The 23,007-nt window shown below is 59.0% G+C and carries 19 protein-coding genes; 8 read left to right on the forward strand and 11 right to left on the reverse strand.

Going from position 1 to position 23,007, the window contains the following annotated elements:
• Positions 1 to 524 precede the first annotated feature (524 nt).
• From V9G17_11075 to V9G17_11090, 4 genes are all read right to left on the reverse strand, one after another.
• On the reverse strand, positions 525 to 2,732 hold the full coding sequence (locus tag V9G17_11075) for a DUF3488 and transglutaminase-like domain-containing protein (protein MEI2753133.1): 2,208 nt from the start codon (positions 2,730 to 2,732) through the stop codon (positions 525 to 527).
• A complete protein-coding gene (locus V9G17_11080) occupies positions 2,704 to 3,846 on the reverse strand; it encodes a DUF58 domain-containing protein (protein MEI2753134.1) in 1,143 nt (380 codons plus the stop codon). Before V9G17_11080 ends, V9G17_11075 begins: the two co-directional genes overlap by 29 nt.
• A gap of 74 nt (positions 3,847 to 3,920) precedes the next feature.
• Positions 3,921 to 4,862, reverse strand: coding sequence for a MoxR family ATPase (locus tag V9G17_11085; protein MEI2753135.1), 942 nt, complete (start codon positions 4,860 to 4,862; stop codon positions 3,921 to 3,923).
• A gap of 145 nt (positions 4,863 to 5,007) precedes the next feature.
• Positions 5,008 to 6,336: a hypothetical protein gene (locus tag V9G17_11090; protein ID MEI2753136.1), complete on the reverse strand. Its 1,329-nt coding sequence runs from the start codon at positions 6,334 to 6,336 to the stop codon at positions 5,008 to 5,010.
• A 142-nt stretch (positions 6,337 to 6,478) separates the two neighbouring features.
• Between V9G17_11090 and V9G17_11095 the strand changes: the two genes are divergently transcribed.
• The 3 genes from V9G17_11095 to V9G17_11105 all read left to right on the forward strand — a co-directional run bounded on the left by V9G17_11095 (position 6,479) and on the right by V9G17_11105 (position 8,891).
• On the forward strand, positions 6,479 to 7,495 hold the full coding sequence (locus V9G17_11095) for a ChaN family lipoprotein (protein ID MEI2753137.1): 1,017 nt from the start codon (positions 6,479 to 6,481) through the stop codon (positions 7,493 to 7,495).
• A 209-nt stretch (positions 7,496 to 7,704) separates the two neighbouring features.
• Positions 7,705 to 8,571 carry a hypothetical protein gene (locus tag V9G17_11100; protein ID MEI2753138.1) on the forward strand — a complete coding sequence of 289 codons (867 nt, stop codon included), beginning with the start codon at positions 7,705 to 7,707 and terminating at the stop codon, positions 8,569 to 8,571.
• 143 nt (positions 8,572 to 8,714) lie between these two features.
• Positions 8,715 to 8,891: a hypothetical protein gene (locus V9G17_11105; protein MEI2753139.1), complete on the forward strand. Its 177-nt coding sequence runs from the start codon at positions 8,715 to 8,717 to the stop codon at positions 8,889 to 8,891.
• Positions 8,892 to 8,951: 60 nt separating this feature from the next.
• Here the strand turns inward: V9G17_11105 and V9G17_11110 are convergent, their stop codons facing one another.
• A complete protein-coding gene (locus V9G17_11110; protein MEI2753140.1) occupies positions 8,952 to 9,752 on the reverse strand; it encodes an arylesterase in 801 nt (266 codons plus the stop codon).
• A gap of 58 nt (positions 9,753 to 9,810) precedes the next feature.
• Here V9G17_11110 and V9G17_11115 point away from each other — a divergent pair, with 58 nt between their 5' ends.
• On the forward strand, positions 9,811 to 10,515 hold the full coding sequence (locus V9G17_11115; GenBank protein ID MEI2753141.1) for an ABC transporter ATP-binding protein: 705 nt from the start codon (positions 9,811 to 9,813) through the stop codon (positions 10,513 to 10,515).
• A complete protein-coding gene (locus tag V9G17_11120; GenBank protein ID MEI2753142.1) occupies positions 10,512 to 13,184 on the forward strand; it encodes an FtsX-like permease family protein in 2,673 nt (890 codons plus the stop codon). The genes V9G17_11115 and V9G17_11120 overlap by 4 nt, the downstream gene beginning before the upstream one ends.
• Before the next feature lie 34 nt (positions 13,185 to 13,218).
• Here V9G17_11120 and V9G17_11125 read toward each other — a convergent pair whose 3' ends face one another.
• From V9G17_11125 to V9G17_11150, 6 genes are all read right to left on the reverse strand, one after another.
• Positions 13,219 to 15,996 (reverse strand): M1 family metallopeptidase, encoded by a 2,778-nt coding sequence (locus tag V9G17_11125; GenBank protein MEI2753143.1) that lies wholly within the window; start codon positions 15,994 to 15,996, stop codon positions 13,219 to 13,221.
• On the reverse strand, positions 15,993 to 16,706 hold the full coding sequence (rpiA, locus tag V9G17_11130; GenBank protein ID MEI2753144.1) for a ribose-5-phosphate isomerase RpiA: 714 nt from the start codon (positions 16,704 to 16,706) through the stop codon (positions 15,993 to 15,995). Before rpiA ends, V9G17_11125 begins: the two co-directional genes overlap by 4 nt.
• The gene (gene glk / locus V9G17_11135) at positions 16,703 to 17,788 is read right to left on the reverse strand and encodes a glucokinase (protein MEI2753145.1); all 1,086 of its coding nucleotides are present in this window, start codon (positions 17,786 to 17,788) and stop codon (positions 16,703 to 16,705) included. Before glk ends, rpiA begins: the two co-directional genes overlap by 4 nt.
• Positions 17,785 to 18,567 (reverse strand): 6-phosphogluconolactonase, encoded by a 783-nt coding sequence (pgl, locus tag V9G17_11140; protein MEI2753146.1) that lies wholly within the window; start codon positions 18,565 to 18,567, stop codon positions 17,785 to 17,787. Before pgl ends, glk begins: the two co-directional genes overlap by 4 nt.
• A gap of 3 nt (positions 18,568 to 18,570) precedes the next feature.
• Positions 18,571 to 20,274 (reverse strand): glucose-6-phosphate isomerase, encoded by a 1,704-nt coding sequence (locus V9G17_11145; GenBank protein ID MEI2753147.1) that lies wholly within the window; start codon positions 20,272 to 20,274, stop codon positions 18,571 to 18,573.
• A gap of 175 nt (positions 20,275 to 20,449) precedes the next feature.
• A complete protein-coding gene (locus V9G17_11150) occupies positions 20,450 to 21,598 on the reverse strand; it encodes a L,D-transpeptidase (GenBank protein MEI2753148.1) in 1,149 nt (382 codons plus the stop codon).
• Positions 21,599 to 22,092: 494 nt separating this feature from the next.
• Between V9G17_11150 and rpmH the strand changes: the two genes are divergently transcribed.
• The 3 genes from rpmH (at position 22,093) to yidD (ending at position 22,986) form a co-directional block, all read left to right on the forward strand.
• Positions 22,093 to 22,230 (forward strand): 50S ribosomal protein L34, encoded by a 138-nt coding sequence (gene rpmH, locus V9G17_11155; GenBank protein MEI2753149.1) that lies wholly within the window; start codon positions 22,093 to 22,095, stop codon positions 22,228 to 22,230.
• Positions 22,231 to 22,411: 181 nt separating this feature from the next.
• Complete coding sequence (gene rnpA / locus V9G17_11160) at positions 22,412 to 22,780, forward strand: ribonuclease P protein component (GenBank protein ID MEI2753150.1); 369 nt, start codon at positions 22,412 to 22,414, stop codon at positions 22,778 to 22,780.
• Positions 22,723 to 22,986: a membrane protein insertion efficiency factor YidD gene (yidD, locus tag V9G17_11165; GenBank protein MEI2753151.1), complete on the forward strand. Its 264-nt coding sequence runs from the start codon at positions 22,723 to 22,725 to the stop codon at positions 22,984 to 22,986. Before rnpA ends, yidD begins: the two co-directional genes overlap by 58 nt.
• The last annotated feature ends 21 nt before the right edge of the window (positions 22,987 to 23,007 follow it).

Below are 23,007 nucleotides of genomic sequence, written 5' to 3' on the forward strand. Positions count from 1 at the left end.
AAGACCAACCTGCGGGATCAAGATGGAGTGTGGAACACCAATGTAGACATGCTTATTCCCAACTGTCTCAGCGAAGGGGTTCACCCCACAGCTGTGTGCTAGATTTGTGCTAGAACTCGTCAGAACGTATCAAACTTGCCAGAACCTATCGACTTAATAGACAGCGCCTAAACTGAGTCACTGCCAGGGAAAATAGGGGAAACCACGGCTCAATCAAGCCCTTACAAAATTACTCATTTCAGAATTGCCAAGGCGAGGGTCGCGGGTTCAAATCCCGTTTCCCGCTCCAATTTACACTTCTTCTCAGCACCCTCTTTATCCCTAGGGCGTTCCGCAACGGTAGTCTAACTTCGGCTGCCCAAGTCAGAGCTGCCGTTAGGCCACCAGTTTCATCTGCCCGGTCAGGTTTCCTGTGTGTGGCCTGTGTGTGAGTGGGAGGCACGCCGCATGGCCCATGGTCTCGTCCCTCCTTTCACGCTTCTTTTCCTGCGCGAAGTCTCGGAACGTGTGGGCATCGATGGCCATTATGGCTGTCGTGCGGGAGTGGTCGATGGGTCCAGTGTCTGGAGCCTGCGCAGCAGGCCTGCAGCCACTGTATGGTCCTCGGCTGTGAATGGGGCGTGGCCGAATCGGACTTGTGTGTACAGCTGCGTGAGGGCGTGAACCGCCGGCGAGGCCTCCGACCAACGCTCCTGCACTTGATGAAGCAACTCCCTGGATGTGGTGCTGGCTGATTTCACAATGCCGCGTTGGGCAAGGCAATCCAACATGCTGGTGTAGAGCATGACGACGGCGCGTTGATGGGGTGAAAGAACATCCGGCTGTGACGCCTTGTTTCGAGCGGAGCGCAGCAGCAGTGTTCCTGCATAGACCACGCCCAATGCCAGGATGATGAAGAGGGCGGTTTCCGGGATACCGCCTCGTGTGAGGGCGGACATGAATTGCGTGAACGTCGCCGAGCTCTGTGCGGAGAGGGTGTGGAGGAATTCTGAGAGTCTTGTCCGAACGGCGTCTCCACTCTCCCGAATGCCTTGCACGACCGTGAGTTGATCGTTTGCGCTGAAGTGGACAAAGAGGCGATCCCAGTGAAGACGGCCCGAGTCCATCACCTGCCCGGCAGATTGCCACCAGGTGTGTCCAATGCTCTCGGGAGCCGGAGGGGTCGGGTCGATCGTGATCCAGCCCGACTTTGGAAAATAGACTTCCACCCAGGCGTGGGCGTCCCGTTGTCGAACCGTGTAGTAGCCACCGAACTCGTTCCACTCCGTCGCCAGAAACCCCGTGACCAATCGGGCGGGAATTCCGAGGGTGCGGAGCATGACCACCATCGCCGTGGCGTAATGTTCGCAATATCCTGTTTTTCGGGTCAGGAGAAAATCTTCAAGCGGGTGAGCCGATTGGAGCGACGGCACATCCAGGTTGTAGCGATAGTTGGCTAGCAAGTGCCTGTGGATCAGGGTGATGGCTTGGGACACGCTGGTCGCCGGCTGAGTGACCCGATGGGCAAGATCGACGATCTGTGGGCTCACGGAGGGAATCTGCAAGTATTGCTGGAGAATAAACTCCGGATACAGCACCGCGGTGGTGGCACTCTCCGCCGGATTGAGCCTGGTTGGCATGGAGTAGACGGTGTATTGAACGCGGGTATGGGACGGCGAGGCCAGGTGCAAGGAGCCCATGAGATCGGATTGGACTGAGAGCAGATTACCTTTGACCGCGAAGGCAAGCGGGGCGCCGAACAGCACGGCCGTATCGAGCGGTTCCAGCAGAATCTCTTGGCGAAGTGCCTGTGCTTGGGGAGGCGGTTTAGTGCCGGGCGTTCGAACTGTGAAGGTCCCTTGAGGGAGTTCCGTGAGCATCCGACGGAGTGGCAGGTTATTGCTCCAGGATTTTCCGTCATACCGGTTGTAGGCCACGCCACGTAGATAGAGCGGTTCCCGTGTAGATGGAGTTCCAAGACTGTCCGGCAGTTCCACTCGCATCACGATACTGGGGTCTTGCTTCACTGGGCCGATGACTCCGAGATCGACCTGTTCTGAAAAGCCTGTCGTGCGCAGGCTTTCCCCATGGGAGTGTTGCAAGAGGCCAACCCCGACCCGCGGAATCGAAAAGAAGAAGAGTACGGTGAGGGCGAATGCGCCGGCTGCCATGGCATTGGTAGTCCAAAAGAAGCGGGGCGTAATGCGCGGCAGTGGCGAGTGCGTCTCTCCGGAGTGAGTGCCGATTGCGTGGTGGCTGACACCCTCCTCCCGCTCCTGCAGCAAGTGATACAGGAGCAACGTCCAGACGCCTGCCACCAGATACACCAAGAAGAAGGGGGCATACCAAATCTGGGTCGTCATGGCGGCTGAGGCGAGGAGGGTAATCAGGCTAATGGCATAGAGGTGCAAAAAATCTCGACGCTGGTCGAGGTTGCAGAGTTTGTTCACCAGGAGCAGTACGAGGAAATGGATCCCGGCCGGGAGGAGGTCCTGCGCGACCAGCAGCAGATCGATCCAGAAGCCTGCGAAGGCCAGGAGGAGGAAAATATTCCATGTCAGGGCCGAGAAGCGGAGATGCTGGACGACTCCGGAGACGCCCGATGTGGGATTCACGCGCAGCAGCGCCACGGTGAAGGCGGCGCCTGCCAAGGTGAGAAGCCAGAACGGTAAGGGAATCGAGAGCGTCAGGCTCGCGAATCCGGTTGCCGCCAGCAGAATGGAGCTAAGCCGAAACGCTCGATCCAGCGTCATCGAAGAGATCCCTGTGTGACTCAGGAGACATGATGTAGTCGACCGATGGCATTTCGCTGCGTCGTGCCGGATCCGCCCAGGGAGAAAGTAGAATCGTCGGGCCCTCGTGCCCTTCTCCAAGCGCTTGGGCGATGGCTTGTTGAACGACGGTCCACGTTGCCGGTGCCCCTTGTTCGCAGAGCGCCAGGGCGTGAAGCAGAGGCAGGGATTGGTCGGTCCCGCAGGCCCAAAGATCCTGTTGGTCGCCCAGTACCAAGCGGACTTGGTACCCGTCTTTGAGATAGTGATCAATAAGGGAGGCGGCGATCGAGAGCGCCCGCTCGAACCTGTGTGCCGCCTCGTCCGGTGCGACGGTTAAGATCGCCAGCGTGATCGATCGTCGATTTTCCGCCTCGGTTTCCTTGAGCATGAGTTTTGCGGTCCGTGCCGTGGTCATCCAATGAATGGCGCGAGAATCGTCTCCGTGTCGGAACTCGCGCAAGTTGTACAGAGAATTTCCGGGGCCTCGCCGCGCCAGGGCGTGATCCTGCCCCAGGGCATTCAATGTCTGCAGTTGGAGTGGCGGAAGGGAGATGATCTCCGGACAAACGATGAGCGTCGCTTCGAGTGGATAAAACGATTTCTTGTCAAAGAGGCCGAAGGGAAACGGAGTGACGACACGGATCCCGTCTAGCCGGTATGGTCCGCGTTGCCGCACCAGTAGCGGGTATGAGCAGAGGGTTGATGATGCGGGCGCAAGGTGCGTGAGGTGAATGCCACGATCGAGATCGTTCCCGGCAACCACATCGAACAGCCGGAGCGAGACGCTCGGGATACGTGGTTTGTGATTGGCGACTCGAAGTGTTGCGGTGGCCGGCTGATTGACGAACAGATAGTCCGGCAGGTGACGATGGAAATCCAGTCGCCGCACACATTGTTCCGACAGCAACCCGGACAGCACGACCAGACTCAGCATCATGGCCAGCAGCAGGTAGAACAGATTATTGCCGGTATTGACGGCGGCGATCCCAACCGCCAAGGTCAACAAGAGGAAGCGGGTGCCTTCCGTGGTGACGCGGATGGTGCGGTCGCGGAAGAGTCGACGGACCAGCGTCTGGAGGCTCTTGGCTGCCATGGTGATAATTGGCTGCGTACCGGATGGTCTGATCGTGACGTTGCGCGATGCCAGGTGTCGGTGCCCGGCAGTTGTTACACGGGAACCGGGATCGTCTCAAGCAGGTCTTGAATGACCCGTTCTGTGTGCTCGACGGTGTTGGTGCGCATCCCCTGGGTGCGACTGAACATGACGCGGTGTGAGAGGACGGTTGGTGCGAGTTCCTTGATGTCTTCGGGGAGACAATAGGTCCGGTCTCGCACCAGGGCCAGGGCTTTCGCCGCTCTGCACAGCGCGAGAGCCCCTCGCGTACTCACGCCCAGTGACAGCAGCGTGGTGTGCCTGGTGGCGGACACAATGGCGAGGAGATAGTCCATCAGGCTGTCTTCCATCCGGACCTTTTCCGCCTGCGCTTGAAGATCGACTATATGTTGCGCGCTGAGTACCGGTTGAATGTCGTCGGCCGGGTGCAGTAGCTGGGGGCGATCCAGCACTTTCTTTTCCTCATCCGGAGTCGGGTAGCCGATGCGAAGTCGCATAAGGAATCGGTCGAGCTGAGATTCCGGAAGCGGAAAGGTGCCGTGGTATTCCGCCGGATTTTGTGTGGCAATGACCATGAACGGCTGACGCAGGGGATAGGTTTGGTTATCCACGGAGATTTGGGCTTCGCTCATGGCTTCGAGCAGACTGCTCTGAGTTTTCGGTGTTGTCCGATTGATCTCATCGGCCAGGACGATGTTGGCAAACAGCGGGCCCGGCATGAACTCAAACGCTTGTTTCTGGCGATTGAACATGGAAATGCCGACGATATCGGATGGTAGCAGGTCGCTGGTGAATTGGATGCGTTTGAAGGAGCAATCGAGGGAGCGGGCGAGGCTATGGGCCAGCGTGGTCTTGCCGACGCCGGGGACATCCTCGATCAGGAGATGCCCGCGCGCCAGGAGGCAGACCACGGCCATTTCGATCACCTGCGGCTTGCCCTTGATGACCTGCGCGATATTGTCCTGTAACGATTTGATAGATTGGGCAGAATTCACGTTGGGATGTTTCGAAGAGGGTGACAGTCGGCACCAGGGGTGTTATGCCAGAAGTCTAACAAAGGGTCTGGAGACCGTCAATTTATACGGACATTCAGGCGGGAGTTGTATGGCCGGCCGCGGTAACGCGACGTTGGTGCGCCTGTCACGCGGTCTGGATTGACTCCGGAACGAGCGTAAGGAACCAGGGGGGAGTTTCTTCCACCATCCCCTCAAACCGTCGAGCGGTGCTGCTGGCTGGAACGCCTTCGAACAGAGCGCCGCGTTGAATGATGACCTGTCGGAATCGGTAGGGTGCAGTCTGGCCGGCAGGGGTGTGTAGCACCGAAGGAAAGGTCCGACGCAAGGGGGTGAGGTCGGATAATAGGCAGGATCCGCCGATCGGGAGCGCTGCGAGCTTGTGGTAGATGTCTCCGAAGACCTCGGACAAATTCTGCGTAGACAGGATGAGGTCACGAGGTCTGACCTGCGGATCATCGATCAATTGCGACAGGATCTCCCAAAACACTTGAGAGTCAACGGCTCCCAGGACGCATAACGCTCCGCGTGCGGCCATCAACTCCAGGAGGGCAAGCGGGCCGCGGATATCGAATTTCCACGCCGGAAAGAGCAGGTTCCGCCCGCCGTGGTGCACTTCGAGGGCGGACTCCTTGCCGTGCCGGACTTGTCGGGACTCTCCCTTTGTGCGCCGCAGCTCTTCAGCCAGGCAGGTTGGAGAGAGGCGCGTAGGTTCATAGGCAAACGTCGGGGTGGCCGGCGCCCAGCACGTGACGATCAGATACCGTCCGGCAAGACGTTGGTCTTGTTCGAGCGGGTCGAGTGCAAACATGTCTTGATCGCCGTAAAAGCGAAAGTCCAGGCCAGGTTTGGAGCGCAGACGGTTCAGGCGGATCGGATGGGCGTGCAAGGGGCCACCCAGCTGCGAGACGGGATCCAGCCGGTCAAGGCAGTGTAGAATCAGGGGCCTGCTTTGCACGGCTAATTGGGGCCCATACAGCGTGGCCAGTTCTTCGGCAAGGGAGAGGTCCCCGGCTCCCAGATCCAGGACGGAAGCCGGAGACTCCTGTGTCAGCAGGTCAAAGGGATTCTGGTGCCGGCGGATAAATTCGTCGACGGAGTCTGGTGTGACTGCCGGCAATGACCATTTCGTCGGTTGGTTCCAGCGCACACCGAAGAAAGTACACAGAGCCCGCAAGGCTTTTGTGGGCGAGAGTCCCGTCAGGAGCTTGAGCGATTCGGCGGAGGCGGGGCGGGTTGCGATCTCGTGCTCCGGCGGCAAGGCTGCGACCAGGGCCTGCTTGATGTCATTCGAGACGGCCGAGGATTCAATGGCCTTCTGGAGCGCACGAAAGGTGCTTGGCCAGTGCGTTGCGTGGACGAGGTGGCGTGAAGTCTCCCAGGCAGTGGCATCCAGTGACCGTGCTGATGTGACCTGTTTTCGAAAGGCGGTCAGGCTGTCAGGGGTGACGTGCATGAATCGGTCAGCGGTTTGTGGCTCTCGGCTCGCATGTGGTGATGAAGGCTATTGGATGCGTTTCGGCAGGGTATCGGGCCGATCAGGAAGGAGTCAAGAGCGCGGCCTTGCGACGTTCGGTACCCTGTGTTAGGTAGACGATATGGCTACAGTCCTGACATGGATTCATCGGGAGGCCGTTCTTGTGCCAAGCCGATTGCTTACGCTGCTGAGTTGTCTCCTGCTGATGGTCGGCTGCCAGGCGAAGGACCACTCGTTGCTGGCCACGAATCAGCTGTGGAATGAATGGGCGGTGGGTCAGGTCGTGGATGCCAAGACCGGCCTCCCGGTGCCGATGCAGGCGTGGTTGGAGGGCCTGGCCACGTACGATGTGATCTATCTGGGAGAAGAACATCACAATCGATCGCATATTGATGCGGCGTTGACGGTGCTTCACTCTCTTATGGGGCGGGGGCGTCGGCCATGGCTTGCGATGGAAATGTTTGGGTGGGATGGTCAACCGGCTCTGGACGGCTACGTGAGCTCAGCGCAGAGCAGCCGCGTGGAGTTCCTGGAACAGGTCGCCTGGAAACAAAATTGGGGCGGAGCCTTCGAAGATTACGAACCATTGGTGCAGTTCGCGAAAGATCAACACCTTCCGCTTTTGGCCATGAATCCGCCGAAGAGCCTGATTCGGCAGGTGGTGAAGCAGGGCTTGGTCCAAGCGAAGGAACAGCCCGAATGGCGTCAATGGGGCATGGAGGGGGAGGCGATTGTGGATACGCCTGCCTACCGGTCCCGGATTTTATCTCAACTCCAGGATTGCCACGGCGGTGGGGCTCCCGAGGACTATCAGACCATGTATGAAGCGTCTATGGTCAGGGACGAGGGGATGGCGAAGACCTTGGCTGCGGCGATGAAGCGGTTACGCGCCCAGGCCAGCCCCGGCCAGGGTCCGCTGCTCAGTTATACCGGCGGAGGCCATGTGCAATATGGGGTGCCGGTGCCGGATCGTGTGGCTCGACGAGTTCCAGAGGGGCTTCAGCAGGTGACGGTGTATATGGCCACGTTTGAACGGGAACGGGCCGCAGAGCTCTATCAGGCCATGCAACAAGGGATTGCGGATTATGTGTGGCTTACCCCCCAGGGGGCTCAAGGACCTCCGCGACGCTGCCGATAAGAGTCTTCAGTGGCCGCACAACTACGCGGCCTCGATTCATTTTTCCCAATTCCCCCCGCCTGCGGGATGGCCGTTCACGAGAATCTGTCCTACACTCAGGTTTCGTTGGACAGACGAACGTCAAAGGTGGTGATTCCATGACACTCCGGCGATCACTCGGTAGGCTGCAAGGACGACTCGGCGGTACCAATAATTCCACAGGTGGCACTATGAAGGGGAGAATCGCGTGTTCGGCCGATCGTCTGAGTTTGTTGGAAGCGGCCATGATTAGCTCAGTGGTGGAGCCCAACGCGTTTCAAATCGGAAAGCAATATCAGACGGAACGCCGTGTGCAAATGACGGATGCGTCCGATACGGAGCTGACGTCGTCGGTCATGGGCAACTCCGGATTGTATGAACAGACCATTCGTCTGATCGATGGCCATCTGGAAGCCAAGTGTTCGTGCACGTTATCCGAGCCGCCGATTTGCCGACACGGTGTGGCTGCGCTTCTTGAGTATCAGCGCTGGTCGACGTCACGAGTCGTTCCCAAGCCCAGGGTCACCGCTCCCCGCCTCGAACCAGAGAGGCCGACTGCTAGAGCGGTGTCAACCGATGATGTGAAGTTGAGCGAATTGAATCAGTTTACGGAATGGATGCAACGCGTGCTTCAGTCGATTCAGGCCGGTCATCCGGTTCCAGAGCAGCCCAATATCGGACCGGGCCTCGTATCGGCCTGGGCGCAGGTGATCCAGCAGATGGATGAGCGCAGGCGGGAGAGCGAAGTCGCGCAAGTTGAGCTTGATGCGGATGTTCGGAGTAGAGACGCGGTTGTGGCTCGCCTCAAGCAGGATTTGGATGCCTCAGTGAAAGAAGTACAATCGCTCCAGGGCATTTGTCGAGACCTCCAGCGTGAGGTGACGGAGCAGAAGGTGGCGGCGAGCAAGACAGCGGACGTGGCCCGTCAAATCGAGCAGTTCGAGCTCGAGGTGAAGACGATCGCAGGGTTATTGACGGAAAAGGGCCGTCGATTAGAAGGGCTCTCCGATACCTGTCGAGATGTGTCGTCGATGCTGAAGTCGTTAGGGAAGTCCTGAGTGGCCACTCGGCTGCAAAGAAGGTCCTCCTCCCAGACCGCTCCCTCCCACGCGCTTCTTTCTATAACCCCCTTGCGCCACCCCCGCTCCCTTCAGTACAATGCGGGCCTCTTTGGGTATTCCTTGATTACAAGGGGGAAATCATGAACAAGCTGATGGCGGGATTGATTGGTGGAATTGTGGCGCTTCAGGCAACCAGTGCGTTTGCCAATGTGAGCGAAGGTCCACCGGACTACAGTGGAATCACGGGCCTGTATTACACCTTGATCGCTCTGATCTTGGGTTTTGGGGTCTACGACACCTTCTTCAAGAAGAGCTAACCAGCTTCATAGTCTTGTGGCGTGAAATGTTCCTCCGCGTGATATCGCGGAGAGGATGTTTCACGTCTTTTTCTTTTTCGCTGACGAGTTGGTCGAGGTGTCTTTTAGCACGGGGAGCAGACTCCTGAGCACGTTCTCGACCACGATACGATACCCGTCCCCTGTCGGGTGAATGCCGTCGGCTTGATTGAGCGACTTCTCCCCTCCTACGCCCTCAAGTAGAAATGGGATGAGTGGAAGCCCATGGAGCTGCGCGAGATCCCGATACATTGCTTCGAATCGAGCGGTATATTCTTCGCCGTAATTTGGGGGGAGCTTCATTCCCGCCAAGATCACTTGCACGCGGGCGTCCTGTAACTGTCTGATGATCGCGTCGAGGTGTGATCGGGTTTCAGGCAGACCGAGGCCGCGCAGTCCGTCATTCCCGCCCAACTCGAGAATTACCACCCGTGGCTTGCCGGCAAGGACCCAAGAAACACGGCGAAGTCCTCCTGCTGACGTGTCCCCACTGACCCCCGCATTGAGTACCTGGTAGTGATAGCCCAGGGCATCGAGTTGTTTCTGAAGCTGGGTAGGGTACGACTGCTCCGGGATGACTCCTAGGCCGGCGGTCAAGCTGTCTCCAAACGCGATGATACGGGGCCGATTGTCAGCCGGCGGGATTGATGTCGCCGGAGGCGTTTCGCGGAGAGGTGTCCGCTCGGAGGAGGGGGGAGTTGCGGGTGCAAGGTTGTCGGCTGAGGAAGAAGCCGTGGGCGTACTTGATTGATCGCATCCTGATAGTCCGCCGAGGATCAGTGCCAGGAGGCAGGCCGTTCCCTGGCGCACGACAAAATTCAAACGCTCCGAGCAGGTCAGCATCTGTACAGTATAATATGAAATCGTATTGCGGGTACTCCATTGAGGAATCCTCCACACTATGATTGCGACTCAACAGGTAACGATGCAGCTGGACGCAGGTGGTCAGACGGTGACCATTCTTGATGATGTCACGATAGAGATTCCGGAAAAGCAAACGGTGGCGATTATCGGCCCTTCCGGGAGCGGCAAATCCACGCTATTGGGCCTGATTGCGGGGCTCGACAGACCGACATCCGGCACTATTTGGCTGAACGGGGTCGAGATTACGGCGCTCGGCGAGCAGGCGATGGCACGACTGCGCCTGGCCAATGTCGGGTATATTTTTCAATCGTTTCATCTGATTCCCACGCTCACGGCGTTGGAGAATGTCTCGATCCCGCTTGAACTTGCGGGTGATTCACAGGCTCCGAAGCGAGCGGCGGAATTGCTGCATGCGGTCGGGTTGGGACATCGACTGTCGCACTATCCGGTCCAGCTTTCGGGGGGAGAGCAACAACGGGTTGCCGTGGCGCGCGCGTTTGCCTGTCGCCCGCCGATTCTCTTGGCCGATGAGCCTACCGGCAATCTGGATTCCTCCACAGGCCAGCAGGTGATTGAATTGATCATGGCCTTACACCGCGATGCCGGGACGACTCTGGTCTTAGTCACCCACGACCGGCACTTGGCCGCATCCATGGAACGTGTGATCACGCTCCGGGATGGACGGGTGGAGTCAGATCACCTCGCGTCACTTCACCATAGGACACCTGACCTCGAAGCATGATTCCCTTTTGGCTCATGATGGCCTGGCGGGAACTCCGTTCGGCCTGGCGACACTTTCTGTATTTTCTCGGCTGCATTGCCTTGGGAGTCGGGGCGGTTGTCGGGGTGTCTCTCTTTTCTAGTAATGTTGAGCGAGCAGTTCTGAAAGAAGCGCGCGGCCTGCTGGGTGGGGACCTGGAGATTCGCCTGTCCAGACCTGTTAGTGAGGCAGGGTCGCTCGTCCTTCAGCGCCTCGCAGCGCGCGGGATTCAGCGCACACGAGTGAGTGAGTTGGTCGCGATGGTGGCTCGAGTTGATCGCGCCCAGGGCGCGGAAAATGTGACGCAGTTGGTCGAATTGAAAGCAGTCGAATCAGGCTATCCTCTGTACGGAACTGTACGGGTTGATCCTGATCAACCCCTGCTGGAACTCTTGCATCAGGCCGGAACGAGCTGTCGGGAAGCTTGCCATGGAGCCGTGGTTCAGGAAAGTCTGCTGATTCGTTTGGGGCTGGTCGTGGGTGATGCGATCAAGATCGGACAAGCGTCATTCCGGATTACCGGCGTCATTCACACCGAGCCGGATCGAATGGCGAATATGTTCAGCTTGGGGCCGCGGGTCCTGGTTTCCCAAGATGGTCTCCTGGCTGCCGACCTTGTTAAGCCGGGAAGTCGTCTTCGCGAACGGCATCTCCTCAAGTTGCCCGCTTCCATGGCCCTGACCCCGCTGCTCCATGAGCTCCGCGGCCGCCTTTCCGCGGAGTCCGCACGGCTCTCTTCCTATCGGGATGCGCAGCCACAGCTCAAGCAGTTTCTCGATCAGCTGTCTCGGTACTTGGGGCTGGTGGGATTGACGGCGTTGTTTGTTGGCGGGATTGGCGTGGCTCTGTCGATTCAGGCGTTCGTTCGGGAAAAGCTTCAGTCGATTGCGATCCTAAAGACACTGGGCGCGGATACACAGACCATCATCTATTCGTATCTGGGGCAGGCGGTTGGATTGGGGGTGCTGGGCAGCGCGGTCGGTATTGGAATAGGACTCCTGCTGCAAGCTGTGTTGCCGCAGGCGGTCTCCACCGTGCTCGCGACGGATGTCCTGCAGCAGGTGGAGTTTACCTCCGTGCTGTCGTGGACGGCGCTGGCGCCGCTTGCGAAGGGATTGGGCTTAGGGGTACTGACCACGCTGCTGTTTAGTCTGTGGCCGCTCCTGACGATTCGAACCATCAAGCCGGCGGTCATCTTCAGGCGTGAAGTGGAGGGCGCACTCCGCCCTGCTGGTCGCCACGACGCATCGGTCTGGGCCCGGGCCGTACGGCTGATTACTGCCGATCCCGTTCGTGCCATCGCCGCGACCGGTATCGGACTTGGCCTGGCAGGGCTTTCGGTGTGGCAGGCCGGGTCACTGACGATCGGAGGTCTCTTCATCGGTGGGCTCTTGGTCGCTGTGGTGGCGTTAACCGTGACCGCGAAGGCACTCCTCTTCGGGATACGGGCATTGCCCAGCCCGCGTGCACTTTCTCTGCGACAGGCTCTCGGCAACATTCACCGCCCGGGGGGGCAAACCCTTGGAGTGATGGTCTCCATCGGTGTTGGCGTCATGGTCATTCTCGCGATCGCGTTGCTGGAACAAGCCTTGGTGCGTCAAGTCGGCGAGAACCGACCGAACGATTCGCCGACCTTCTTTTTTGTCGATATTCAGCCGGATCAAGCTGAGGGGTTCTCTACCTTGATTCACCGGCGCACCGGCGATGCGGTTCCTGATCTGACTCCGCTGGTGCGCTCTCGATTGCATGCGATCAATGGGCAGGCGGTTACGGCTGAGCGGGAGTCCGAACAGGAGGACCAGCCCGGTCAATCGCGAGAAGAGAAGCGGAAGAATTGGTATGTGAATCGTGAGTATGTGCTGACCTTTCTGGATCAACTGCCTAAAGACAATACAATTGTCAAAGGCACCTGGTGGAAGACGGGGCAAGTATTCGCGCGCCCGCAGGTGTCCGTCGAAGAAGAGGCGGCAAAGAGCCTTGGCATTGATGTGGGCACCACTCTGGACCTCAATATCCAGGGAACGATCATGCGGGCTGAGGTGAGTAGTATCAGAAAGGTCGAATGGGGCAATTTCTCCACGAATTTTTATATGATTTTTTCACCGGGCGCATTGGATGGCGCGCCGATGACCTATGTCGCGACGGTGCGGGTGTCCCCACAGGATGAAGTGGCGCTTCAATCGGCTGTGGTCGCCGCCTTTCCCAATGTGACGGCCATTAACATCGGCGAAGTGTTAAGCAGTTTCGCGCGGGTGCTCGACCGTCTCTCTCTGGCGATTCGTGCGGTGGCTCTATTTTGCCTGTTGGCCGGGGCTCTGGTCATGTCGGCGGCCCTGGCGGCCACGCGGTATCGTCGTCTCTATGAGGCGGTGATTCTCAAAGCGCTCGGCGGGACCCGTACGTTGATTGCCCGGTCGTTTGCAGCGGAATATGCCCTATTGGGTTGTGTGGCGGGGGTGATCGGCGTCGGTCTGGCCAGTCTCTTTTCGTGGGCGATTCTGCGCTATATCCTGGAATTGCCCTGGTCGCTGGAACCCTCGTTGCTGGGCATCGGGCTGGGTTGCACCATCATGCTCACCCTGGTCGTAGGATTCCTCAGTACCTACCGCTTGCTCGGACAGCCTCCGTTGAGCGTGCTCCGGCACGAGTGACGGCCGGCGTGATGAGGTCGGCCGTCTGTTCTCGCTATACCGCCGGCCGTGCCAGCGCTGTGCGAATGGCGTCGCGGTCGCGTTCCCGAAATCGCACGGCGATATGCAGTTGTTCCAGGTACTGTTCAAGAGTCTTGCCGCCCAGATCGATCTTTCGGGAGGTGAAGAACGCTCTGACGTCTCGCTCCAATTCAGGGGTTGAGAGGCCGGTGATTCCTCCGCACATGCGGCGTAGTCCACTCTTGGGAAACTGCCGGTCCATCTGTTCCCAATTACTCTTCACGAACTCCCAGGCCTTTTCCCGGATATAGACATTGTGCAGCAGGCTGCTGACGAGGAACGGTGCGTCCTGAGTGCGGATCTCGTCGGTGAGGGTTTTCGCCAGGGTGCGCTCCAGCAGAGCGGGTAGTCGGAAGGCCGCGAGGGAGAAGAGATAGCGGCGCTCTTCCTGCGGGGTGGAGGCCTTATGGAAGCGGTTGAGAAATTCCTCATAACGCGTGTCATCGCCTGTGAAGGCCAGGATGGACACGAGTGCCGGGATGACATTGGGGTCAATCGGTCGAGTCTGTTGATGCAGGGCCGTATACGCTTCCAGCGCCTGGGTTTGGACGCTGGGGTCACGCCCCAATGTGCCCAAGGCGCGAATCACGTCACCACGTAGTTCTTTCACCAGATCCCGCTCGTCGGCGTGCGGCGTCCATCCCAATTCCTGGAATGTCGGGGTGAGACGATTACGTACGAAGGCGGCCAACAGCGGGCGATCCTCCTCGCTCAGCAGATGATTCATGGTGGAGAACGATCCGAGCATCACGGCCCAGACGTGGGGATCCTGTTCGCCACGGAACTGTTCGGTCAAGCTGAGATAATCGGCCGGTGTCACCATACCGGCGACGGTGGAGGCCCACGTGTCGTTCAGGAGATTAAAGCGTTCCACGGGAGCCAGGCTCTGGAGGCCGGTCTGTTGCAGGCCGTTGAGGAGCGCTGTGCTGTAGCGAACGCGGTAAAACCCATGCCCGCCCTCATTCGCCAGTATCGATGTCCAATCCTTTGGTAACGGGATGCGGCTCTCTCGATCGCTGAGCAACACGCGTTTGGTTTCAACGCCTCGCGCACTGTGGATGCGTAACTGAATCGGAACCTGCCAGAGTTGCGCAGGGGCACCGGACGATGTTGCCGCAGAGTCTTCGGCGTAAGTGAAGCGACGTTGCGTGAGGGTCAGAGTAGAAGCCGCGTCGACGGCAAGTGAGAGCAAGGGATATCCCGGCGAGAAGATCCACTCGTTCATGAGAGCCGGAACATTCTGTTGTGAGGCATGCGCGAGCGAGACCCAGAGGTCGGTGGTCTCTGCGTTCCCATAGGCATGCGTCGTCAGGTAGTGGCGGACGCCGTCCCTGAACACCGTCGGGCCGATATGCTGTTCCAGCATGCGTAGGACGGAGGCTCCCTTTTCATAGGTCAGCACGTCGAACATGGCTTCGGCTTCTTTGGGCGCGCGCACGGGAAACTCAATCGGTCTCGTACTGAGCAGGCCATCCACCGACAGGGCGGCGGCGCGTGAGGCGCCAAAGGCTGTCCAGCGTTCCCATTCCGGTTTCCAGGCATCGACCACCAGCATTTCCATAAATGTGGCGAAGGCCTCATTGAGCCAGAGCCCGTTCCACCAGGCCATGGTCACGAGGTCGCCGAACCACATGTGAGCATTTTCATGCGCGACCACATCCGCGATTCGTCCCTGCTCCGCGTGGGTGGCCGTGCGCTGGTCCAGCAGCAAGGCGGTTTCACGGAAGGTGATTGCGCCTAGATTTTCCATCGCTCCGGACGCGAAGTCGGGGATGGCAATGAGATCCAGCTTGTCGCCCGGATAGGGGATGCCGTAGTAGTCGGCGAGAAAATTCAGCGAGTAGACGGCGATGTCTTGGCCGAACGGAGTGAGGTGCTGTTTGCCGGGCACGGACCAGAGGCGGACCGGGGTTTGCTGAGCCATGGTGGGGGCTGTCGATTCGAGTTTCCCGACGATGAAGGCCACAAGATACGTGGACATCTTCATGGATTCCGCGAAGCGCAGCACTCGCTTTCCGCCCTCTTGTCGATCGTCCACGATCCGGGTATTCGAGATGGCGGTCATCGCGGGATCGATCGCCAGGGTAACGGCGAAGACGGCCTTGAATTGAGGTTCGTCCCAACAGGGGAAGGCCCGGCGCGCGTCGGTCGCTTCGAACTGGGTTGCGGCCAGATTGTGCATGACGCCCTGCTCATCCTTGTAGCTGCTCCGATAGAACCCGCGCAATTTATCGTTCAGTATGCCGCGAAAGGCGAGGCTCAATTTCCAGGCGCCGGGTTGAATGACCGATGGAAAGGTAATGTGGCATCGCTGGTGCTCCTCGTCCATCCGCACGGTTCCGGCGCGCGGCGGCGTTCCTTCGCCGGACAATGTCGCCGTCGAGATGTCCAATTCGGTCGCATTCAAGAGGATCTCAGTCGTCGGCTCGGTTACTGTCAGTGTGACGACCTCGTGGCCGGTGAACGAGTGTGCCTGGAGGTCCGGTTCGATACGCACGTCGTAATGAGACGGGACGATATGGCGCGGAAGTCTGTATGGATCGTGAGTCGTCATAGATGCACCCATGGTGTGTTGATTCGACTGTCGATGGTTGTGTGGTGGATTCGGTCGGCTCCAGGCCGTAGGGACGAAGAACGATGCAGAGGCGCCGTGCCAGACTCCCAGCCATACCACTGCGTTGCGAAGGACTCGTGTAGCCAGTAGCGCCGCTTGTCGTCGAGTCACCGGCGGGTCGGCCCGATCGCCCTTCATGACTCCGCGGTAAGGGTGACGTCCGTACCCCGTGCATGACCGACGATCAGGATGCTGGTCCGTCCAATAAACAGTCCGGTTTCAACGATGCCGGGAATCTGGTTGAGTTCTATTTCGAGGGTGGCTGGATCGTTGATCTCCGGCATGTGCAGATCGAGGATCACGTGGCCTGCTTCGGTCTGGAACACGACGCCGTTTCGCTCGCGTAGGACCGCCTTGCCTCCTGAGGCTTGTTCGATGTTCCGTGCCGTGCTGCCCCATCCGAACGGTACGACTTCAATCGGCAAGGGGAAACTGCCGCCGAGCGCCGGGACGAGTTTCGTGTGGTCGACCATGACGATAAAGCGCTTGGCTGCGGCGGCCACAATTTTTTCCTTGAGCAATGCGCCTCCGCCGCCTTTCACGAGGTTCAAGGCGGGATCGACCTGGTCGGCTCCGTCGATGGCCACATCAATCATCCACGCGTTGTCGGAGTCGATGAGGGGAATGCCGGACTGCCTCGCCAAGGCCGCTGTGTCGTGGGATGTCGGTACGGCGTGGATGTTCAACCCTGCGCGGACACGCTCTCCGAGGGCGATGATCAAATGTTTCGAGGTCGTACCGGTTCCCAGCCCGACGACCATCCCGTTGCTTACATACTCGGCGGCTTTCAGCGCCGCTCGCTTCTTTTCGGAATCGAGATCAAGTGGTGTCATGATGGATGGCTTCATGGTGAGGTCAATGATGTGAGTTGTGCCGCCATCGAGGCGGCGCCAAGCAGGGCGGTCTTGTCGTTCATCACGATCTTCACCGGAATCTGGGTCATGATCCGTTTGTAGCGGCCCTTGTTTGTGAACCCGCGCATAAACGAACCGTCCTGTAGTTTCTTCAGCAATTTGGGCGCAATCCCCCCGGCAAGGTAGACTCCGTCGAGTGTGAGCGCCTTGAGCGCGAGGTTGCCGGCTTCGGCGCCATAAATCGAGGCAAATAAGTCCAAGGCCTGTGTGGCGATTTCGGCCTGTCCCTTGAGGCCGGCGTTGGAAATCTCGGCGGCAGGATCGCCCGCTTTGATCTTCTCCGCCAACCAGGTCGGTTCATTTTTCTTGGTGTCGCGCAGATATTCGTAAATGGCATGGAGGCCCGGCCCGGATACGATGCGTTCGTAGCTGACGTGCAAATAGCTGCCACGCAGGTGGCGCAGCAAGTCGATTTCGCTGTCGCTGTTCGGCGCAAAGTCTGTGTGCCCGCCTTCCGACGGCATGGGGCGGTAGCGGGTTCCATCCCAATAGAGAATGCATTCCCCGAGTCCGGTACCGGCCGCGATCAGGGCGAGGGCCTGCTTTTTCTTGGGTGGAGTTCCGGCGTTCAACACCGTGATCTCCTCGGCACGGAGGAGGAGGAGGCCGTGGGCGGTTGCTTCGAGGTCGTTGAGCAGTCGCACCTGAGGGATGGTGAATCGTTCCGCGAGTGCGGCGCCATCAATAACCCAGGGAAGATTGGTGGTGCGGCAACGATTATCGATCACCGGTCCCGCCACGCCGAAGCACGCCGCCGTTAATTTGATGGGTTCGGGGGGGAGCTCCGGTGTCTCCGTGTTTTCTTCTGTTGTGGCTTCAACGGGCGCATCATCAAGCTCATCTTCTGTAGGCGGCTTGGGGAGCGGTGTACTGAGAAATTCTTCAATGATTTCTTCGAGGGTCTTATAGTCTGCGCTGTGGAAACTATCTTCGAGGATCGGCTCGACCCGTTCGGTCGTCCAATCGTAGAGCGCCAGATTGGTTTTTGTGCCTCCGATATCGCCTGCCAGGATCATGGTGCCTCTCGCGATGACAAATCGTGTGTAGCTGCAGCCAATTCTGATGCCGCGGCGCGATCAAGATACCACAAGAGTCGTCCGGTCTCAGGTCGAACCAAGGCCGCAGGGTATGGGACGGGATCGCCGAGTCGTGGCTTCAGAATGCGCCGGACAACGGTGGCTTTGTTGAGTCCGGTGACGAGGAACAGTATCACACTCGCGTGATTGATCACACCTAGGGTGAGGGTCATCCGTGCCCGAGTTCCTTGAGGCGAAGTGCCGGGAACCACCCAACGCGTCTGCTCGGTCAGTGCTGTGGTGCCGGGGAAGAGGGAGGCGGTATGGCCGTCGTCGCCCATTCCCAGGAGGATGAGATCTAGTTGCGGCCATTGTCCGGTGCCGGCCGCAGTGAGGCCTCGCAGGGTGTCTTCGTACTGAACTGCGGCGGTGTCGGGCGAATCCTCGCCATGGATCCGATGAATGTGTGCCGGGGAGATGTGCAAGGGCCTGAAGAGCATGGCGTCCGCCATGGCGAAATTGCTGTCGGCATGTGTCGGCGGTACGTTGCGCTCGTCGCCGAACAGAAAGTGCACCTTGCTCCAGTCGAGTTGTTGGGCGTATTCCTCGCTGGTGAGGATCGAGTACAGCGTCTTCGGAGTTGAGCCACCCGAGAGAGCCACCAGGAAGCGATTCCGTTCGGCGATGGCCTGCAGCCCCACGTCGAGGAAGCGCTCTGCCGCAGCACGGGCCAGTTTCTGGGAATCAGGGAAGATGTGGATGTCTGGAGCCTGAGGCATACGTCAACGGTGAGGGCGGCGTTTGGTTAGCGGACGTTTTTTCGCCGCGGGTTTACGACGACCGGCTCTGGCCGGCGTGAGCATGGCAATCAGGCTTCGGATGGTGCGTACGGGATTGGACCCAAGAGCGATGCGGACGGCCGGACGTTGATGCGTCTGTAACGATTGAAGGTCGCCGATGGCTTGCGCCTGGGCCAGGGTGCCGAACGAATAGAATTTTTCAGGGACCGGAACGTCAGGTTTCATGTTGTCCACAAATTCGAGGAACAGGCCGCTGTTCGGGCCACCTTTGTGGAGTTGTCCGGTGGAATGCAAGTAGCGGGGGCCATAACCCGCCGTGGTGGCGATCTGGTGGCGCCGCATGACCGCCTTGCGCAACGCTCGTATGGAGGCGTCCAGCTGAGGGCTGGGTGTGGTGTAGGCCAGAATGGCCAGGTAGCGATGCGGCGCGGCCTGTTCGAGCAATTGAGTCAGGGCTTGCTTGGGCGTGAGCATCGGCAGCGAGGGGAGTCGTCCCTGCGCTTCAACCTCGCGTAAAACGCGTCCTGTGTTGTCTTTGCTCTCCTGCACGTTCGGCTGGTCGAACGGTTGGATGCCGAGGGCGTGTCCTGCGACGGCGGTGGCAAACTCCCAACGGAAAAACTCCCCTCCCAGGTCGTAGCGGTCGGTCAGGTTCAATCGAAATACAGGATGCCCGGCCCGTTGCAGGGTGAGGATGGATCGATCCAGCGCGGCATTGCGGTCGCCTGTGAGTCGAAGTGCAACGAAGAACCGATCGGCTCCATAGGCGGTCGGCGAGGCCAGGGGTTCACCGGCCACGGGCACAATTCCGGTTCCTTCCTTGCCGGTGCTTTCGGCGAGAAGTTGTTCTACCCAGAGTCCAAACGAATTGAGCGTGGGGGAGGTCAGCAGCGTGACCTTGTCCCGCCCTGCCATGGCCATGGCGGCCATCATCGCTCCCAGGGCCGCTCCCGGATTGTCTTTTGGATCAGTGGTGTGTCGGCAGGCTTCACGCATGGCGAGCGCCCGGCTGAGGAGTTTGCCTACGTCGAGCCCCAACAGTGCAGCAGGGACCAGGCCAAAGTAGGAGAGGACGGAGTATCGTCCGCCGATGTCCGGTTGATTGGTGAACGTGCGCCAAAATCCGCGCTCGCGCGCGAGCTGTTCGAGTCCGGTGCCGGGGTCTGTGATGGCGACAAACTGGGCTCCGCCTCGATTGCCTTTAGTTCGCCGGACAAGCTCCCAGAAGTGAGCGAAGAGTGACATGACTTCAATCGTTCCGCCGGATTTGCTGGCCACGAGAAAGAGGGTTCGTGCCGGTTGAATCGCTTTCGTGACCTGCCGGACCCAGCCCGGGACCGTGGAGTCCAATACCCAGAGTTTGGGCGAGCCTTTGGCGGAACCAAATGTGCAGCGGAGAACTTCAGGCCCCAAGCTGCTTCCGCCCATTCCGAGCAGCACGACGTCGGTGGTACGAGCTTCCCGGACGGCCTGCGCGAAGTTTCGTAATTCGGCGAGCCCGTCCTGCATGTGGTCGAGGACGGTCAGCCAGCCCAGGCGGTTCTCAATTTCAGTCGGACTGGGCTTCCAGAGGGTATGGTCTCGTGTCCAGATGCGCTCGATCGTATGGCTGTTTGCCAGGTCGTCAAGCGTTTTGCTGATGGGCTGGGTGTCCAGCAGGGGCGCTGCAGTGGGACGGGTCGGCATAACACGCTCTCTTCCGTTATTAGTGGAGGAACGAATCGATGGACCTCGGCTTTTTCGTATCTTAGGTTCGAGTGTGTAAAAAGGCAAACGAGGACACATCGAAGGATGTATCGGTGTGTGAATGGATGGGGGAGCGGGGGAACCGGGCGGCGGTCGAAGCAGTCGCGAGGAGGAGCTAGGTCTCCTCCTCCTGATCGCCTAAATCGGCGAGCACGAGAGAAATGGAGTTTTGTGATTCCAATGCGCCGACAATGGTGACAGGCGTTCCGACGGAGACGTGGTCGAAGAGCACGGCAATCTGCGGATTATCCAACAGGATACTGCCGTAGGGTTGATCCGTAATGCCTTGCGCGATGCCATGGAGCTGGATCAGGCCGGCCATATGCTGACCTTTGGGAATCAACCCTGATTGTTGTGCGGCCTCGAAGCGGCGCCGGTCGTCGGCATTGGGATAGTCGAGAATCAGGGCGCGGAAGTAAGGCGTCTGTCCCGAGCCGCGTTTGCGGTGGATGCGATATTCGCCTTCGGGTGTCGCGCCGTCGCCGTAGTGCTGTTTTGCGCGGATGCCTTTCGATCCTAAGCGGATCGGATAGGTCAGTATTTTTCGGCCGTTCTTGTATAAGGACAGGACTCGATCGGCCTTGCTGATCACGATGGCTTGCGCGCGATGAGTGCGGGACCACTCGATGGTTCGTTGGGCAGATTCTCGCCACGCTGCGATGAGGTCGTCATCGGCGTACCGTCCCAATTCGTTGGTGAGCAGGGCGGTTTGGGTGAGCAGTCTCTTCCCGGCGAGATCTGAGGCCTGAATGGCATGCGCGAACTGTCCTTGTTCAATGAACAGGCGGGCTTGCCGGACAAGCAGTTCGGTTTCGACCGGATGTTCGCCGAGTACCACACGGCTGCCGATATCCCCCACACGTGTGTTCAAGAGGCGGAGGCGTTGCTCGACCTTGGCCAATTTGGTTTCGGCGTCGGTGCGTTGCTCTTGGAGGCGTGTGTTCACGACGGCCACGAGCCGTGACCCTTCGATCTGCAGGTTTTCCAGGTCGGTCTCCAACCCATTTTCTTCCCAAGGCCACCGAACGATATTTTCCTCGGATTGAATACGGGTTCGCAAGGAGAGCCATTGGCGAGAGAATTTTGAATACGCTTCCGGGGTAATGTTGGACGCCCGCAGCGTGACGAGGTCCCGGTCGATGCTTTCGAGGGCCTCCACCAATTCATCGGGGACTGTTTCGACGCACCCGCCCAGGCTCATGGCCAGGAGTCCGGTAAGGACTAGGCAGCAGAAGGTGGGGTACGTGTGGTTCGACGGTCTCATCGGATCATTCTATCGTGGAGGCTGTTGTTCTCGCGAGCTCTTCTCGTTTTTGCACCTGGTGCACGCAGACCGTGCACTGCCGTGTAGCCCGAGTCCATTTGATCTTCGTTGGGTCAGTCTCAGGTGCGACCTTCATGGACCTACCATGCGCCCACCACTCCGAGCTCTCGTAACGCAATCTGAATGCCAGGAATAGAATTGTTCTGTATAGAGACGATTGTCTTTTTAGAACAATCGGTTAGGATAATTGTGGCGGGTTCGGTCCCGGGATATTTCTGTGGCAGGTTTGTCATGGAGGGGCAAGAGTGCCTCAAGCGCATCCGTGTACGCATTCTCCGTGCATTCCGGAATTGCTCTAGTGCGCTGGCCCGAAGCTCCTCTCGTGTTCCCCTGCATCGGTGATTGGGCGTGCGCAGATTGATTGACAGCCTCGGGGCCGGCCCCTATAATGCGGCCTCTTCAGTGAAGAATGATCTCTCGAGAAGGAGTGCGTAATGTCGTTCACTTTTAAACAGCCTTCGAACCTCAAGCGCAAGCGGGAACATGGATTTCGGAAGCGCATGAGCACCAAGAACGGGCGAAAAGTTATCGCTCGTCGCAGAGCCAAAGGCCGCGCTCGTCTCACCGTCTGATTCTTTCCTGCCGCTAGGCAATCTGCAAGTAGGCAACCTCCAGGTGGGGGGATGGTACACCTGGAGTGGGTCCTGTCGTCTTGGCCTGGTCGTAGTAAAAATGCGGCGACGCACAGTCTCGACAGGTGGCCTCTGGTCGTTGAGGCCTGGTCTGGACTGGTGACCCACAGGCAGGTGTGTTATGTCGGCAGAGCAAAAGGCTGCTCCGTTTTTCTTGAAGCGTAGCCGGGACATCCAGTACATCAAGAAAAGCGGCCGACGGGTTTCAACAGGACTCTTTAATCTCCAGATTTGCCCGGGCCTGTCCCAGGATGCGATGTTGGGGATTGTGATCGGGCGCCGCTTCGGGACAGCGGTGCGTCGGAATCGGGCCAAGCGTCTGTTTCGGGAATTGGGTCGCGCAGTGCGGTCGGCATTAGTTCCAGGTCATGCATTTCTGGTGTTCCCGAAACGAGAGTGCCTGAATCTGTCGTTTGCGGAGCTGCAGAACGTATGGCGAGGCACATTACAAAGACAGCGGCTGGCCCGTTTTGGGGAACCCTCGCCCTAAGACGGTTCTGCATCATCTTACTGATGGCCTATCGTGCCTGTCTGTCTCCATTGCTCGGACCTGCGTGCCGGTTTTATCCCACGTGCTCCGTGTATGCTCAGGAGGCCATCGAGCGGTATGGAGTTCTCAAGGGGCTGTTTATGGCCGGTAGGCGCTTGCTGAAATGTCATCCCTTCCATCCCGGTGGAGTAGACCCGGTACGGTAACCCTCGTGACAATAACTTTTC

It is taken from the genome of Nitrospira sp., assembly GCA_037045225.1.
Lineage (GTDB): Bacteria > Nitrospirota > Nitrospiria > Nitrospirales > Nitrospiraceae > Nitrospira_A.

Excerpts from the sequence above, each read along its gene's own strand:
- V9G17_11075 (MEI2753133.1), bottom strand. The coding sequence starts at position 2,732 with ATGACGCTGGATCGAGCGTTTCGGCTTAGCTCCATTCTGCTGGCGGCA.
- V9G17_11080 (MEI2753134.1), bottom strand. The coding sequence starts at position 3,846 with ATGGCAGCCAAGAGCCTCCAGACGCTGGTCCGTCGACTCTTCCGCGAC.
- V9G17_11090 (MEI2753136.1), bottom strand. The coding sequence starts at position 6,336 with ATGCACGTCACCCCTGACAGCCTGACCGCCTTTCGAAAACAGGTCACA.
- V9G17_11095 (MEI2753137.1), top strand. The coding sequence starts at position 6,479 with ATGGCTACAGTCCTGACATGGATTCATCGGGAGGCCGTTCTTGTGCCA.
- V9G17_11100 (MEI2753138.1), top strand. The coding sequence starts at position 7,705 with ATGAAGGGGAGAATCGCGTGTTCGGCCGATCGTCTGAGTTTGTTGGAA.
- V9G17_11105 (MEI2753139.1), top strand. The coding sequence starts at position 8,715 with ATGAACAAGCTGATGGCGGGATTGATTGGTGGAATTGTGGCGCTTCAG.
- V9G17_11110 (MEI2753140.1), bottom strand. The coding sequence starts at position 9,752 with ATGCTGACCTGCTCGGAGCGTTTGAATTTTGTCGTGCGCCAGGGAACG.
- V9G17_11115 (MEI2753141.1), top strand. The coding sequence starts at position 9,811 with ATGATTGCGACTCAACAGGTAACGATGCAGCTGGACGCAGGTGGTCAG.
- V9G17_11120 (MEI2753142.1), top strand. The coding sequence starts at position 10,512 with ATGATTCCCTTTTGGCTCATGATGGCCTGGCGGGAACTCCGTTCGGCC.
- V9G17_11125 (MEI2753143.1), bottom strand. The coding sequence starts at position 15,996 with ATGAAGGGCGATCGGGCCGACCCGCCGGTGACTCGACGACAAGCGGCG.
- rpiA (MEI2753144.1), bottom strand. The coding sequence starts at position 16,706 with ATGAAGCCATCCATCATGACACCACTTGATCTCGATTCCGAAAAGAAG.
- glk (MEI2753145.1), bottom strand. The coding sequence starts at position 17,788 with ATGATCCTGGCAGGCGATATCGGAGGCACAAAAACCAATCTGGCGCTC.
- pgl (MEI2753146.1), bottom strand. The coding sequence starts at position 18,567 with ATGCCTCAGGCTCCAGACATCCACATCTTCCCTGATTCCCAGAAACTG.
- V9G17_11145 (MEI2753147.1), bottom strand. The coding sequence starts at position 20,274 with ATGCCGACCCGTCCCACTGCAGCGCCCCTGCTGGACACCCAGCCCATC.
- V9G17_11150 (MEI2753148.1), bottom strand. The coding sequence starts at position 21,598 with ATGAGACCGTCGAACCACACGTACCCCACCTTCTGCTGCCTAGTCCTT.
- rpmH (MEI2753149.1), top strand. The coding sequence starts at position 22,093 with ATGTCGTTCACTTTTAAACAGCCTTCGAACCTCAAGCGCAAGCGGGAA.
- rnpA (MEI2753150.1), top strand. The coding sequence starts at position 22,412 with ATGTCGGCAGAGCAAAAGGCTGCTCCGTTTTTCTTGAAGCGTAGCCGG.
- yidD (MEI2753151.1), top strand. The coding sequence starts at position 22,723 with ATGGCGAGGCACATTACAAAGACAGCGGCTGGCCCGTTTTGGGGAACC.